Origin of the sequence: Natronococcus sp. CG52 (assembly GCF_023913515.1) — an archaeon.
Taxonomy (GTDB): Archaea; Halobacteriota; Halobacteria; order Halobacteriales; family Natrialbaceae; genus Natronococcus; species Natronococcus zhouii.
Genome location: NZ_CP099391.1, coordinates 529,964 through 543,742, shown reverse-complemented (window position 1 = coordinate 543,742; position 13,779 = coordinate 529,964). Strand labels below are relative to the sequence as shown.

Here is a 13,779-nt window from a genome sequence, read left to right as displayed (position 1 = left end):
TAATGGTATGTCTTACCATATCAGGACCCATTACACTAATCGCCTATAAGCTATTCGGCGCAAAACGAGAGAAAGTTCGGCGAAACCGGCCGTTACTCGGGCGTTCCGTGCCGGAGTACCCGCCGGTAGCGATCACCGGCGGAGTCGTCGGCCTCGATCGCGTCCCGAATCTGCGGCGAAATCCACTCCCGGCTGGTCTCGTCCGGCCCGGTTCCGTCGGCCCCGACGCCGTCGAACTCGTTCGTCCGTAGATCGGCGGGGAGGAAGCGCTCGTAGACGGGGAGTCGCTCGCGCAGGGGAAGCCCGGCCTCGGCGGCGATCTCCTCGAGTTCCCGGAGCGCGGGCCACTTGTAGTCGGGGTTGATGTGATCGTCGGTTACCGGCGAGACGCCGCCCAGATCGTCGACCCCGCAGTCGATCAGGTCCCGCGCCGGCGCGAGGTTCGGCGGCACCTGCACGGAGATCTCCTCGGGGAGGGCGGCCCGCGCCATCGCCGTCACCCGCCGCATCGTCTCGAGGCCGGGCGTCTCCCCGGACCAACGCTCGTTGGTCGCGACCGGCTGGACGATCACCTCCTGGATGTGGTCGTAGCGCTCGTGCATCTCCCGGATCGCGAGAAGGCTCTCGGCTCGGTCGCGCCAGTCCTCGCCGATCCCGACGAGGATTCCCGTGGTGAACGCCACGTCGAGTTCGCCCGCGTTCCGAATCGTTCGCAACCGCTGTCCCGGCTCCTTTCGCCGGGAGCCGGCGTGGGCGTCGACCTCGGCCGTCGTCTCGAGCATCACGCCCATGCTGGCGTTGACGTCGGCGACCGTCTCCATCTGCTCGCGCGTCTGGTCGCCCGGATTCGCGTGCGGGAGCAGGCCTTCCTCGAGCGCGACCTCACAGGCCTCGCGCAGGTAGCTGTGAATCGAGTCGTGACCCCACTCCTCGAGCTGATCGTGGATTTCGGCGTAGCGGTCGTCGGGGTCGTCGCCGAACGTAAAGAGCGCCTCCGTACAGCCGGCGTCGGCGCCGCGCTCGCAGATGTCACGGACCTCCTCGAGCGAGAGCAGCGAGGCCGCTCCCGGCGGATCGAAGTAGGTACAGTAGGTGCAAGTGTAGCGACACGCCGTCGTCAGCGGGACGAAGACGTTCCGCGCGAAACTCAGTTCCGGCGGGGCCTCGACGTCGCCGGGATCCACCGCGAGCAGGCGCTCGACGGCTGCATCGTCGATCGTAACCTCGACGCCGTACTCGCTCGCACCGGAGAGCATTACCTCGGAGTGTCGCCGCTCCGCACATAAGGTTTCACTTTGACTCGAGTTGCGTCGCGATCGGTCACGCGCGGCGGCGGTCCCGAGACGTCGCGATCGACTGACCGAGAAGCGGGCAGCGTCGATGTGCCGAACGCGAGTGGCGTGTTGATCGCGCAGTAATGCGGTGTGGAAGCCTCGCGGCTCGCCCGTGAGATACGGACGGCGGCCGCGAGTAGGACGACGACTCGACGACGGCGAGTAAATGGGCGAAATAACGGTGAAATTCGGCCAACTGCGCCGAAAGAGCGTACCGAAGTGACAGCCCGCTCGGATCGAAGTTCCGGCTTTCGCACCGATCGAGGACAACGCTGTGGACGGTAACGAACGACGCGGCGGACGGATGACAGGGTTGTGAGGGGATTACGTCGGATCGGAGACACCGAAACGATTGGAACTATCGAACTCCTTTATTCGATCCCGAGTGCACACGGCGATGCCCAAGCGGGCGTGATACACAGTGACCGAGACGGAATTTGCCAGCCACGGCTGGTGGGAACACTTCAAAGAAACGGTCAACGAAGATCCGGAGATGCAGGTCAGGGGCCACGACAAGTTCGACGAGAATTTCTACGTGGAGATCGGCGACGAGCGGTTCCTGGTCGCGATGAACGGCGGCCGAATCGACGAGATAACTCCGAATCCGGGACTGAACCATCAGTGGTCGTTCGGTGTCGAAGGCGCGCGGGAAGCGTGGGAAGAATTCGTCCAGGAGACGCCGCCGGCGTTCAACCACGAGATCATCGCGTCGCACTATCGGACGGCGGTCCGTAACGAGGAAGGCCACCTCGAACTGGCCGGAGACAACGAGAAGATTTTCCAGAACCTGCGGGCGTTCCAGCGGACGCTCGACCTGATGCGGAAAGCGCACAACGACGGAGGCAACCTATGAGCGTCGACGAGCTGGACAGCGTGGAATCGATCACCGGGCGATACGTCCACGTCGACATCGGCGGCGTGACTCACCGGGTGTACTTCGAAGAGAACGGACCGGAAGACGGAATCCCGCTTCTCTGTCAGCACACGGCGGGCTGTAACAATCAGGAGTGGCGGCACGTCCTCGCCGACGAGGAGATCACCGAAGAGTTCCGCGTAATCGCGTACGATCTGCCCTACCACGGGAAGTCTGCGCCCCCGCCGACCCAGGAGTGGTGGCTGGAAGACTACTCGATGACCGGGGAGGAGTTCGCCGAGCGGATCGTCGCGATCGCCGACGCGCTGGAACTCGAGGATCCGATCTACCTCGGCTGTAGCATGGGCGGAAACATCGCGCTGGAACTGGCCGACTGGTATCCCGACCGGTTCCGGGCGATCGTCGGGCTGGAAGCGGGCGCGTACAGTCCCGGCTTCTATATCGACTGGCTCGATCACCCGCGCGTCAACACGACCGAGGTAAACGCCTACTCCTGTTGGGGACTGATGGCACCGCAGGGGCCGGATCACACTCGTCGCGAGACGATGTACCACTACGAACAGGGCGCCACCGGCGTATTCAAGGGGGATCTGTACTTCTACTCGGTCGATCACGATTATCGGGATAAACTCGATCAGATCGACGCCACCGAGTGTCCGCTGTTCATCGCGAACGGACAGTACGACTACCTGACGACGCCGGAGGACGGATTCGACATCGCCGAGGGCGTCGGAGAGGGGGCGACGGCGATCGAGATGACGGAAATCGGGCATTTTCCAATGAGCGAGAACCCGACGCTGTTCAACGCGTACCTCAAAGAAATCCTCGGTGCCGTAACCGGTGACCGCGGCGAGGACCTCCCCGAGCGACTGACGCCGGAAGACGTCGGCCTGGAAACGGAGCAGGTGAAAGCCGAATCAGCCTCCAAATAAACGCGCGTCGACGTCGGCTCCAGCTTTTTCGCCAGTGCGGCGTCGCAATGCGAACGACGATACCCGGATCCGGTCGAGTACAGCGACGTACCGCTCCTGGGACGGCTCGATTCAGCTAAACACGAACGGTTCGCGCTAGTCCCGCACCGAGTCCGCCGCGCGAGCGAGGCCGACGCGGCCGCCGCTGGTGTCGAGTTCGAAGCCGAGGTTCCGGAGGCGGGCGGGAGCGCGGCCGGTCCCGTGAACGAGTACCTCGACGAGGTCCGCCGGTTCGTCGACGTCCGTGCCGAGCCGAAACGAGTCGATCGTCCCGAGATCGGCCCCGATCTCGGCGGCGATCTCGCGGTGGTCGAGATACGAACCCCCGTGGTAGTCCACCCGAAACTCGGGGTGGCGCACGACGAGCGCGTTCGTCCCGCCGCCGCGTCCGGGCGCGATCACGACGTCGCCGGCGGCAGCGAACAGCCGCTCGAGCGCGTCCGCCGTCGTCAGCGCGAGGTCGGCCATCACGACGGCGACGGGCTCGTCCCCGCGGCTCGTCGGGAGCCGATCGTTGACCGCCGCCGTCAGCGGCCGATCGTCGACGGTTACGGTCGCCGAGAGCGAGTCCTCGAGGTCGAGCGGCGCCGTCGAGACGACCGTGGTCTCGCGGCCGGTCGCCTCGATCGCGGTCAGCACGTCCTCGAGCATGGCCCGCGCGAACACCGATCGCTCCTCGGTCGCCAGTACCGGTTCGAGGCGCGTTTTCGGCGTGTCGGCGGCGAACGGAACGACGACGTGCATCTTAGCTGTGCTTGCCAGTACGCGCTCAAAAGAACGTCGGACTCCCGAGATCGACGACGGCGACGCCGCGAGACCCACCGCGTGCCCCCCGGCACGGACGCGGGCGCTGTCGATGATCGATCGCGAGGGCGCCGGCCTAGAAGAGCGGCTCGAGTTCGTCCTCGTCGTCTTCGACGAGTTCTTCGAGGTTCTCTTCGCTCTCGGCCTGGATGTCGTCGATGTTGTCCTGCGCTTCGATCGCGACCTGCTGGAGGCGCTTGATCCGCGGCACGTTCGTCACGCCCGAGAGCAAGATCGCGGCCGACACCTCCGGCTCCTGGCGCGGGAAGTCGCCGCCGCGAACTTCCATGCTGCCGGTTTCCTCCTCGAGCCACTTCCGCCCGCGTTCGATGCCTTTCCGGTTCAGATACTCCGGGGGACCGGAGAGCACGAGCAGCGCGCGCTCGGTGCCCTCGATCTCACACGGGAGCGTGAGGCGGCCGAGTGCGGCCTTGCGAACGAGGCTCGTGATGCGGTTGGTCGTGTTCGCCGCGTCCAGATCGTCGTCGCCCTGTTCGCCGCCGGTGAACCGGGAGAGGAGGCCGCCGTTCGTACCGAGTTCGACGTCCTCGCTGGCGTAACCGACCGTCGAGACGCCACCACCCGAGAGGGTGTTGATGATCTCGGAGGAGTCGACAACGCTCTCGGCGACGTCCTGCCCGTCGCCGACCTCGCCGGCGCCGAAGAGGATGCCGAACCGGCGGACGATCTCCTCGTTGATCTGGTCGTAGCCGCCCTCGACGGACTCGCCCGTCTGCCGCCAGGAGTCGTTGTCGAAGACGAGCAGATTGTCGACTTCGCGAACGAACGTCTGGAACGAGCGGGCCGCGTTGAGCGTGTAGATTCCGCCTTCGTCCGTCCCCGGAAGCACGCCGAGTCCGTAGACCGGGATCGTGTAGATCCGTTTGAGGTGTTTCGCGAGGACGGGCGCGCCACCGGAACCGGTGCCGCCGCCCATTCCCGAGACGACGAGGAACGCGTCGACCTCGTGGGTCGGGATCGCGTCGATAGCGTTCTGAACCTCGTCGATGTCCTCCTCGGCGATCTCCGCGCCGAGTTCGTTGTCCGCACCCACGCCGTGGCCCTTTACGCGGGCCTGGCCGATGAGTACGCGATTCTCCTGTGGGATATTCTCGAGACCGATGAGGTCTGCCTTCGCAGAGTTGACGGCGACTGCCGCGCGGACGATCCCGCTGTTCGTCCGATCGTCGTAGTCGAGGAATCGATCGACGATTTTGCCACCGGCCTGTCCGAATCCGATCATCGCCAGCTTCATTGATTATCAGGGGGCTCCGTTGGATTGGTACCAGTGTGATAGAGACTATAAGTCTTGTGATAGACTGACTTTCATCAGCGGATGAATGTATCGGAAAACCGCAATACGGAAGCGACTTTTTGCGAGTATATTCGCTCGAGTAAATCGATCCTATCAGTATCGTTCTTGTTTGACTGCTGTCAGGTGTTCCGCAGGAGAACGTCGACGACCGCCTAACTGGCGCCGGGTCCGCCCCTCTCGAGGCCGAGATAGGCCCTGATCGGCAGCAGATCGTCTCGGTCGACACCGAAGGCGATGATGTCGTTGTCGACGACGGTGTTGCTCATCTCGAGCGACCGGGCCTGGTCGGGACCGAACGGAACGAAGGGAATGGAATCGACTGCCGCGAGTCCGAGTTTCGCCAGTCCCATCGGAATCGGAACGATGGTTACGGACTCCCCCTCCGCCTCGTAGGCGAGTTCGGTGACGTCGGCGAGCGTGACGATCTGCGGGCCGGCGATCTCGTACGTCTCGCCGACGTGATCGTCGTCCTCGAGCGCGTCCGCGAGCGTCGGGACGAGGTCGCCCACCCAGATCGGCTGGAACCGAGTTTTGCCGCCGGCGGGTAGTCCCGTTACGTACGGCGTCGTCACCTTCTTCGCGAACTCGACGAACTCGCCCCCGTCCCCGAAGACGACGGAGGGACGGAAGATCGTCCACTCGAGGGCGGAGTCGGCGACGACCGACTCGGCCTCGCCCTTCGCGCGGAGGAACTCGGTCGGCGCGTCCGGATCCGCTTCGAGCCCGCTCATCTGGACGAACCGGTCGACGCCGCGCTCCTCGCAGGCTCGAACGAGATTCTCCGTGCCGCCGAGGTGGATTTCTCGGTGGCTGGTGCCCTCGGGCGGCTGGTACAGCGGCGACAGCGAGACGAGGTTGACGACGGCGTCGTGGCCGTCGACGACGTCGACGATCGAGTCGTAGGCGCTGGCGTCGCCCATCGCCCGGTCGACGCCCGGTGGAAGGTCAGCACCGCTGGGATCGCGCGAGAGGGCCGTCACCTCGTGGCCGCGCTCGTGCAGTTCCGCACAGAGGTTCGTACCGATAAAGCCGGTTCCACCGGCGACGAGAACGTTCATATCTAACGTACCAGTTCGGAGCGATAAATAGCTAGACGGCACATTGTAAGGGACTGGCAGGACGATGACGTCAGAACCTTGTAGCCACCCGCGAGAGGTAGGGATATGCTCGTGACGCTCGAGGGACTGGACGGGAGCGGCAAGACGACGGTCTGGGAGGCACTTCACGACGTCTATCCGGACGCGACGTTCACCACGGAACCCACCTCCGGAGAGACGGGATCGTGGTACGGAGAGGCCGTCTACCGTTCGATCGAGGACGACGACGCCGACCCGCTCGCCGAGCTGTTTCTCTACACCGCAGACCACGCCGACCACCTCTCGCGAGTGATCGAACCCGCCCTCGAGCGCGGCGACCTCGTCATCTCGGACCGCTACTCGGACTCGCGGTTCGCCTACCAGGGAGCGACGCTGGAGGGGGTGATCACGCGACCGCTCGAGTACGTCGTCGGCATCCACCGCGCGTTCTCCGTCGAACCCGACCTGACGATCTACCTCGATCTCGATCCGGAGACCGCCGCCGCCCGCGCGGGAACGACGAACAAGTTCGAGCGCGCCGAGTACCTCTCCGGCGTCCGGGACAACTACGAACGGCTGATCGAACGCGATCCGAACCGGTTCGTCCGGGTGGACGCGACTCAGCCCCCGGAGATCGTCCTCGAGCGCGTCGAGGAGGTCGTCGCAAACGCCCTCGAAGCAAACGAGGCGGACGCTTCGGACGAGTAACCGGAATCACTTTCACCGCTCCCTACCACGCTCGTGGCATGCACCGCGTGATCGGTGAGACCGCCCTCGAGGACACCCGCGTGTCCGTCGATGAGGCCCTCGAAATCTACCGTGACGTCGTTCGGACGCGTCGGTTCGACGAGCGCGCACTCGCCCTCCAGCGGCGCGGATGGATGAGCGGCTACCCGCCCTACAAGGGCCAGGAAGGGTCCCAGGTCGGGGCCGCACACGCACTCGCGGACGACGACTGGCTCGTGCCGACCTACCGGTCGAACGCGATGCAGATCGCCCACGGTGTTCCGATGAGCGACATTTTGCTCTTTCGCCGGGGCTACCCCGAGTACGCATCCGATCACGAACTGAACGTCTTCCCGCAGGCGGTGCCGATCGCGACCCAGATCCCCCACGCCGCGGGAATGGGAATGGCCGCCAACTACTCGGATTCCGACGAAGCTATCTGCTGTTACTTCGGCGACGGCGCGACGAGCGAGGGCGACTTCCACGAGGGGCTCAACTTCGCCGGCGTCTTCGAGGCGCCTGTCGTCTTCTTCTGCGAGAACAACCACTGGGCGATCTCGCTGCCGCGCGAGCGCCAGACCGCGAGCGCGACCATCGCCCAGAAGGCCGAGGCCTACGGCTTCGAGGGAGTCCGCGTCGACGGAAACGACCCGCTCGCCGTTCGAGAGATCACCGAAGCCGCCCTCGAGCGCGCTCGCGACGGCGAACCCGTCCTCGTCGAGAGCCTGACCTACCGCCAGGGCGCGCACACGACCAGCGACGACCCCTCGCGCTACCGCGAGGAGCGCGATGACCTCCCCGACTGGCGCACCGCGGACCCCCTCGAGCGCTACGAGTCGTACCTCCGCGAGCAGGGCGCGCTCGACGACGCGTTCGTCGAGGAGATCCGTGAGGAAGCCGAGGCGGAACTCGAGGAGGCCGTCGAGATCGCCGAGTCGACTCCCGAACCGGAACCCGGAGAGGTCTTCGAACCGGTCTACGACGACGTTCCGCCGCGACTCGACAAGCAGCGGGCGTGGCTCGAGGAGTTCGCATCTCGAGAAGAGAGTCAGGAACTCGAGCACTGATCGGTCGACGGCCGGCTCAGCGGCCGTCAGATCGTGCGCGACTCGATCCCTCGACGATTCACTCCTTCGGCGGCTCCTGTCCGCCCGAGTGTTCGCGGCCGTAGTCGGTCAGCGAATCCCAGCCGAGTCGGTCGCCGAGGTCGCTGATCGCATCCGCCAGCGAGCCGTCGTCTCCGGTGTCGACGTCGACCTCGTTGTCGAGCCTGGGCGTAACGCGGCCGTCTTCGTTCACCTCGCCGTGGTACAGCATCGAAGACTCGGCGCTGTGAAGCACCGGGGCGCCCGTACTCGCCATCCCGACCAGTTCGAGGTCGTCCTCCGACGCGGGACCGAGATCGTCGGACGTGGGGGTCTCGTTCTCCTCTGGTCAGTCGATTTCGGGCGGGTCCTCCAGGTAGTCCGGCTGATAATCTGCCATGTTCTACCGTACCAGTGTCGGCCTGAAAGGGCTACGGCCTCAACAGGCAGGCTCGAGCCGACCGGGGAAGGGCAAGCGGTTCACCGCACTCCGCCGCGAGCGCCGCAGGCGCGAGCGGGCCGACGACCGATGTGAGTGACTGTGAGCGCGGCGCTTTGCGCCGCGGAAAAGCGAACGGCGAAGCCGTGAGCGAGGGAACGAACAGAGGAAGAAGTGCTTTTCATCCAAGTTTTGCCGAGGGCCGGCGAAGCCGGCCCGCAGCGCAAAAGTTGGGCTCTAGTCCATCGCGATGTACGTCTGCGTGTCCTCGACGCCGCGGATTCCCTGGATCTCCGTCGCCGCGATGTTCTTGACTGCGGCCGGCGCCTCGACCGACGCCTTCGCGATGATATCGACGTCACCCGCGACGATGTGTGCGGATTCGACGCCGTCGATCGATTCGATGTTGTTTCTGAGTCGGTCCGCCTCGCCCGTATTCGCTTTGATCATGACGAAAGCCGTAACCATCAGTTGACACCTCCAGTGCCCGCGTTCGCTGCTGCCCGCGTCTCCGTCTCGCCGACGATAAGCTGTCTGACCTCGCTCAACACCTTGTAGTCCGCCAGCACGACGAGCCGATCGCCGGTCTCGAGCGATTCGTCCGCCGAGGGGATCTCGAGCGGATCCTCGCATTTGCCGAAGGCGAGGACGGTCGCGTCGGCGGGAAGTTGCAGTTCGCTGATCGTGTAGCCGTTGATCGGCGCCTCCTGGGTGAGCGTGAGTTCGACGACCTGCAGGTGCGGCGCGATGTCCGCGATAGCACGGATGGTGCCGCCGAGCAGGGCGTTTTTCGCTCCGATCGCGCCCAGCCGTTCGGGGTAGATGATCTCGTCGACCTCCTCGGCGTACTTGCGGTAGATCCCCTCGCGGTAGGCCTCGTCGATGCGCATGACCGTTCTGCAGCCGTGGTGTTTGGCGATCATAGAGGCCGTGAAGTTGACGTTCAGGTCGCCGGTCAGCGCACCCAGCGCGTCGGTTGCCTTGATGTCGGCCTCCTCGAGAACCGATTCCTGGGAGCCGTCGCCCTCGACGACGGTAAACTCCTGGTTCCGGGCACGTCGTACCATCGCGTCGTCTCGTTCGATGATCGTCACCTCGTGTCCCTCCTCGCGCAAGACACGCGCTGTGCGCAGGCCGACTCGTCCGGCACCGATGATCACAAACCGCATGAACGAAGGGTACGCTCGCCCCCGCCAATAAGTTTGCCCCGGGTTCCCATACCACTCCCGAGAGACCGACACAAAAGCTTTAGTCGTGCGAAACTGTACCACACCGTCGAGACAGATGGTTCACGCGTTCATCATGGTGAAGACGGCCGCTGGAAAGTCCGAGGGGTTGCTCGCGTCGATCAGGGAAATCGAGCCCGTCGTCGAGGCTCACATCGTCGCGGGCAACTACGACATCATCGCCGAGGTCGACACCGAAGAAGTCTACGAGGTTCTCAAGGCCGTCTCGACGGATATGCAGAGTCTCGATGGCGTGACCGATACGAAGACGTACATCGCGATGGACTAACAACGAACTTTTACGCTGTCGTTCGGAAGACGCGAAGCGTCGTGCCGGTGAGCAGCCTGCCCTTCCCCGAGTCACGCGGCACTCGCGGTGCTCGAGCCGCGCTCCCGGCCACAGTAACGGAACAAACGGTGTCAAGAAATCGAGCTACATCGGCGTACCGCCGCTGCCGCCCTCGCTGGCCTCCTGGCCCTGGCTCTGGGCGTTCTCGAGCAGCGTCGCCGCCGGACCGCGGTACTCGTAGCCCGGGATGATCCCCTGCGCGTAGGTTCCCTCGATGTACTCGATGAGCGTTTTGGCGTCGTCAACGCCCTCTCCGGCGTCCCAGGCGACGTACTCGAGCGTGACCCGGACGTCGTCGCCGTCGCGGTCGACGGTCGGTTCCTCGTGCGTGCTCGTGTTCGCGACGGTGAACGTGTCCTCGAGACGGCGCTCGAGGGTCTCGAACCAGCCGTCCTCGACGACCGGGGCGACGGTCTCGTCGGCGACCGCGGCGTCGAGCGACGGGAGCGTGACGGTGACGTGGAAGCGCCCGTCGCGTTTCCCCTCCGCGTCGGTCGCCGTGACGGTCGTCTCGAAGACCGTCGTCGTCAGATCGTATCCGTCGTCGGTCGCCGTGAAGGCGTCGTGGGACTGGAGTTCGCGGTCGACGGCTGCTGGCAATTCAGTCATTACTGGACGTAAAGCGTGTGGCGAAAAAGGGTGTTACGCTGTGGATACTACACGGAAATCACTGACACGGCTCCGTATCGTTTCGCCGAGGAAGTTCCGTGTTTCCGTGAAAATGTGCTGTATAACTATACCAGCGACACCCGTTTTGAGCGGGCATGAGTCTCGATAGACACGTTGCAGATCGTCGCCGATTCGCTCGATTGCTCGGAATCGACGGCGAACTCGGCTCCGGCTTACCGATCGGCGGGGAACGCGATGCGGATACGCTCTCGGCGACGGCCGAGGATCGAGGAGACGACTGACGTCAGGAGCGGTTTCGTTCCTCGAGAACCGAGCTGATCGCGGTCGCGGTTTCTTCGAAGTCCTTGATCGTCAGCCCGTCGGTCGTGACGAACACGCCCTCGCGCTCCGAAGTGATGCGGATCAGGAAGCCGTTCTCGAACACCCGGATCGTGTACCGGTACTCGCCGAGTTCCGACCCCTCGTAGGCGCTCTGTGCGACCTTGAAGCCGCGCCACTCGTGGCCGATGAACGTCGAGAGGTCGGCGTCGCGTTCAAGGTCGTCCCGGAGATACAGCTGTTCGTAGTCGTCGCGCGTGAAGTAAGTAACCGAGCGAAGACTGTCCCCCACGGCAGTCCGGGCGGTGGTCACGACTCGGTCCGCGGTTTGCGATTGGAGCAACCCCGAGGTCATACCGGCCCGTTAGCTCCCCCGTACCTTAATAGTCGATGAAGAGAAACCGCGCTCAAAGTGGCGGGCCCGACGACGACCCCCCTCGTAGCGGTCGATCGATCAGTTTTCCACGATCTCGAGGTCCGTCTCCTCGACGCTTCGACCGCCGGTCTCGAGGCGAACCAGCGTTGCGGGATAGGAGATCGCGTCGCTACAGACCTCGTACTCAGCTTCCTTTTCGAGCGCGACGCGTCCGGCGAGCGTCTCCCCCTCCCAGGAGAGCGACCGAACGGCCGCCCGGTAACACTCCTGCGGGGCTTCGCCTCGGACGTAAACCAGCGTCTCCGTCTCGAAGTCGGTCTCCGCGACGAACGCCTCGACCGCGTCGGCGTCGCCGTACTCGAACGTCACCTCCGCGTCCGCTTCGCTCTCGAGGGCGAGAACGACGTTTTCCCCCTCGTCGGCGTCCGAATCGAGCGACGGCGCCTCGTCGGCGACCTCGTACGCTGCGCTGGAGCCGTCGGTCGGCTGAGCGTCGTCGGCCTGCTCGAGCGAGAACGAGAGGGAAACGTTCAGCCCGTAGCCGTTCTCCTCGTCGTCTTCCGGCCAGACGCTACAGCCGATCTCGCCGACGTACTCGCCGGCCGCGAGGTTCGGCGTCTCCGGGTGCAGTTCGAACGATTGCTCGAGCGTCTCGCCGGCCGCTACCTCCTCCAAGAGACCGATGTCGTTGACGATCTCGACGCGCTTGCCGTCGGTGCCGACGTGCGTGGAGTCCTCGTAGTCGTCGGTCCAGAGCGTGACGGCGTTCTCGTAGTCATCGCCGTCCGCCCGACTCGCCCAGACGACGCCGAACGGGGCGGGTGCACCTGAGCTGACGACGAGCGTCTCGTCGGTCGTGTTCGTCAGCGTGGCAGAGAACCGCACGGGGTCGTCCGGCGCGATCACCGAATCGACGAGTTCGACCCGAAGGGTCGCGTGTTCGGTTTCGTCGGTCAGCGGTGCGTCCTCGAGTGCAGCGACGTATCTGGCGACGTCGTCCGCCGGATCGGTCGGCTCGCTCTTGTCGGGGGGATCGTCGTCGAGTTCGCCGTCGCCGGTACTTCCGGAGTCGGCGACGTCGGAGAGGCAACCGGCGACGAGGGTCGCGGCCGCGGTACCGGACAGCGTCAGGGCGGTGCGTCGGTTCATCTGACTGGAAGCGACGAGAGAGCGGCCTAAAGCTCTCCTGTAAGGTCAAACGGCCGTTTCACCGAACTCGAGGCGGCAAAGCCGCCGTCAGTCGGCGCCGACCGAGCGCTCGTAGTCGGGGGACGGATCGTCTTCGCGCCGGGTGAAGTAATTCGCGAGCGCCGACCCGCTGACGTTGTGCCAGACGCTGAACAGGGCGGGGATCAACGCGGCGATGGGCTCGAAGAACGCGACCGCCAGCGCCACCGCCAGTCCGCTGTTCTGCATACCGACCTCGAACGCGCAGGCCCGCGAGCGATCTTCGGGCATGCCGGTCGCTACTCCGACCCCGTAGCCGGCGCCCAGTCCGATCGCGTTGTGAGCGACGACCGCGAGCAGGACGACGGCGCTCACGGTCCAGATCTCCTCGACGTTCAGCGCCACGATCGCCGCGACGATGACGACGATCGCGACGACGCTGATCGCTGGGAAGATCGACAGGCCGACCTTCGCCGCCGTCGGCGCGTGCGCGTCAAGCAGCGACCGGAGAACGAGCCCCGCGACGACGGGGAGCAGCACGATCAGGACGATCTCCCTGGCCAGCGCTCCGAACGTCACCGTGATCGACTCGCCCGCGAGCAGGATGATCCACGCGGGCATCACCAGCGGCGCCGCGACCGTCGTCACCGAGGTGATCGTCACCGAGAGCGCGACGTCGCCGCGGCCGAGGTAGGTCATCACGTTCGAGGCCGTGCCGCCGGGCGCCGCGCCGACGAGAAGCAGGCCCAGCCCGATCTCCCAGGGGAGACTGAGCGCGATAACGAGCAGGTAGGCGGCCAGCGGCATCGCCAGCCACTGGACGGTCGCGCCGATCAGGACGTCACGGGGCCGCTCGAGCACGCGCCGGAAGTCCGCCGGCGTCAGCGTCAACCCCATCCCGAGCATGATGACGCCCAGGATCGGCGGGATGTACTCCCCGATGGGTGTGAACACGTCCGGCACGTACAGTGCCGCGGCCGAGGCGATCAGCATCCAGACGACGAAGTACTTGCTCGTGAACCGCCCGATCCGCTCGAGCGTCCCGACGGCGCTCATAGCGCTCCCTCCCGTCCCGTGTGCGACCACATA

Annotated in this window: 17 protein-coding genes; 6 read left to right on the top strand and 11 right to left on the bottom strand. The window is 65.1% G+C overall.

Annotated elements, in window-relative coordinates:
• Positions 1–92: 92 nt before the first annotated feature.
• Complete coding sequence (cofG, locus tag NED97_RS02820) at positions 93–1,256, bottom strand: 7,8-didemethyl-8-hydroxy-5-deazariboflavin synthase subunit CofG (protein WP_252489213.1); 1,164 nt, start codon at positions 1,254–1,256, stop codon at positions 93–95.
• Between the two features lie 499 nt (positions 1,257–1,755).
• Between cofG and NED97_RS02815 the strand changes: the two genes are divergently transcribed.
• The gene (locus NED97_RS02815) at positions 1,756–2,187 is read left to right on the top strand and encodes a hypothetical protein (protein ID WP_252489212.1); all 432 of its coding nucleotides are present in this window, start codon (positions 1,756–1,758) and stop codon (positions 2,185–2,187) included.
• Entirely contained in the window at positions 2,184–3,140 is a 957-nt protein-coding gene (locus NED97_RS02810; protein ID WP_252489211.1) for an alpha/beta fold hydrolase, read from the top strand. The genes NED97_RS02815 and NED97_RS02810 overlap by 4 nt, the downstream gene beginning before the upstream one ends.
• Positions 3,141–3,275: 135 nt before the next feature.
• Here NED97_RS02810 and cofC read toward each other — a convergent pair whose 3' ends face one another.
• The 3 genes from cofC to NED97_RS02795 form a co-directional block, all read right to left on the bottom strand.
• The gene (gene cofC, locus NED97_RS02805; protein ID WP_252489210.1) at positions 3,276–3,923 is read right to left on the bottom strand and encodes a 2-phospho-L-lactate guanylyltransferase; all 648 of its coding nucleotides are present in this window, start codon (positions 3,921–3,923) and stop codon (positions 3,276–3,278) included.
• 136 nt (positions 3,924–4,059) lie between these two features.
• The gene (locus tag NED97_RS02800) at positions 4,060–5,238 is read right to left on the bottom strand and encodes a tubulin/FtsZ family protein (protein WP_252489209.1); all 1,179 of its coding nucleotides are present in this window, start codon (positions 5,236–5,238) and stop codon (positions 4,060–4,062) included.
• Positions 5,239–5,450: 212 nt separating this feature from the next.
• Positions 5,451–6,356 carry a complex I NDUFA9 subunit family protein gene (locus NED97_RS02795; protein ID WP_252489208.1) on the bottom strand — a complete coding sequence of 302 codons (906 nt, stop codon included), beginning with the start codon at positions 6,354–6,356 and terminating at the stop codon, positions 5,451–5,453.
• Between the two features lie 105 nt (positions 6,357–6,461).
• Between NED97_RS02795 and tmk the strand changes: the two genes are divergently transcribed.
• Together tmk and pdhA are read left to right on the top strand one after the other, a co-directional pair.
• Positions 6,462–7,082, top strand: coding sequence for a dTMP kinase (gene tmk / locus NED97_RS02790; protein ID WP_252489207.1), 621 nt, complete (start codon positions 6,462–6,464; stop codon positions 7,080–7,082).
• 38 nt (positions 7,083–7,120) lie between these two features.
• Complete coding sequence (pdhA, locus tag NED97_RS02785; RefSeq protein WP_252489206.1) at positions 7,121–8,167, top strand: pyruvate dehydrogenase (acetyl-transferring) E1 component subunit alpha; 1,047 nt, start codon at positions 7,121–7,123, stop codon at positions 8,165–8,167.
• Between the two features lie 58 nt (positions 8,168–8,225).
• Here pdhA and NED97_RS02780 read toward each other — a convergent pair whose 3' ends face one another.
• The 3 genes from NED97_RS02780 to NED97_RS02770 form a co-directional block, all read right to left on the bottom strand.
• Complete coding sequence (locus NED97_RS02780; protein WP_252489205.1) at positions 8,226–8,417, bottom strand: hypothetical protein; 192 nt, start codon at positions 8,415–8,417, stop codon at positions 8,226–8,228.
• A 444-nt stretch (positions 8,418–8,861) separates the two neighbouring features.
• Positions 8,862–9,092 (bottom strand): Lrp/AsnC family transcriptional regulator, encoded by a 231-nt coding sequence (locus NED97_RS02775; RefSeq protein WP_252489204.1) that lies wholly within the window; start codon positions 9,090–9,092, stop codon positions 8,862–8,864.
• A complete protein-coding gene (locus tag NED97_RS02770; RefSeq protein WP_252489203.1) occupies positions 9,092–9,793 on the bottom strand; it encodes a potassium channel family protein in 702 nt (233 codons plus the stop codon). Before NED97_RS02770 ends, NED97_RS02775 begins: the two co-directional genes overlap by 1 nt.
• 115 nt (positions 9,794–9,908) lie before the next feature.
• Between NED97_RS02770 and NED97_RS02765 the strand changes: the two genes are divergently transcribed.
• Entirely contained in the window at positions 9,909–10,139 is a 231-nt protein-coding gene (locus tag NED97_RS02765; RefSeq protein ID WP_252489202.1) for an Lrp/AsnC family transcriptional regulator, read from the top strand.
• A 144-nt stretch (positions 10,140–10,283) separates the two neighbouring features.
• On the opposite strand, the gene NED97_RS02760 is transcribed toward NED97_RS02765, so the two are convergent.
• Entirely contained in the window at positions 10,284–10,808 is a 525-nt protein-coding gene (locus tag NED97_RS02760) for a DUF5813 family protein (RefSeq protein WP_252489201.1), read from the bottom strand.
• Positions 10,809–10,963: 155 nt separating this feature from the next.
• On the opposite strand from NED97_RS02760, the gene NED97_RS02755 reads away from it, so the two are divergent.
• The gene (locus NED97_RS02755; RefSeq protein WP_252489200.1) at positions 10,964–11,110 is read left to right on the top strand and encodes a hypothetical protein; all 147 of its coding nucleotides are present in this window, start codon (positions 10,964–10,966) and stop codon (positions 11,108–11,110) included.
• A 2-nt stretch (positions 11,111–11,112) separates the two neighbouring features.
• Here the strand turns inward: NED97_RS02755 and NED97_RS02750 are convergent, their stop codons facing one another.
• From NED97_RS02750 to NED97_RS02740, 3 genes are all read right to left on the bottom strand, one after another.
• Positions 11,113–11,502 carry a DUF7522 family protein gene (locus tag NED97_RS02750; RefSeq protein WP_252489199.1) on the bottom strand — a complete coding sequence of 130 codons (390 nt, stop codon included), beginning with the start codon at positions 11,500–11,502 and terminating at the stop codon, positions 11,113–11,115.
• A 99-nt stretch (positions 11,503–11,601) separates the two neighbouring features.
• A complete protein-coding gene (locus NED97_RS02745) occupies positions 11,602–12,672 on the bottom strand; it encodes a hypothetical protein (RefSeq protein ID WP_252489198.1) in 1,071 nt (356 codons plus the stop codon).
• Between the two features lie 87 nt (positions 12,673–12,759).
• Positions 12,760–13,746: a bile acid:sodium symporter family protein gene (locus NED97_RS02740; RefSeq protein ID WP_252489197.1), complete on the bottom strand. Its 987-nt coding sequence runs from the start codon at positions 13,744–13,746 to the stop codon at positions 12,760–12,762.
• Positions 13,747–13,779 lie beyond the last annotated feature (33 nt).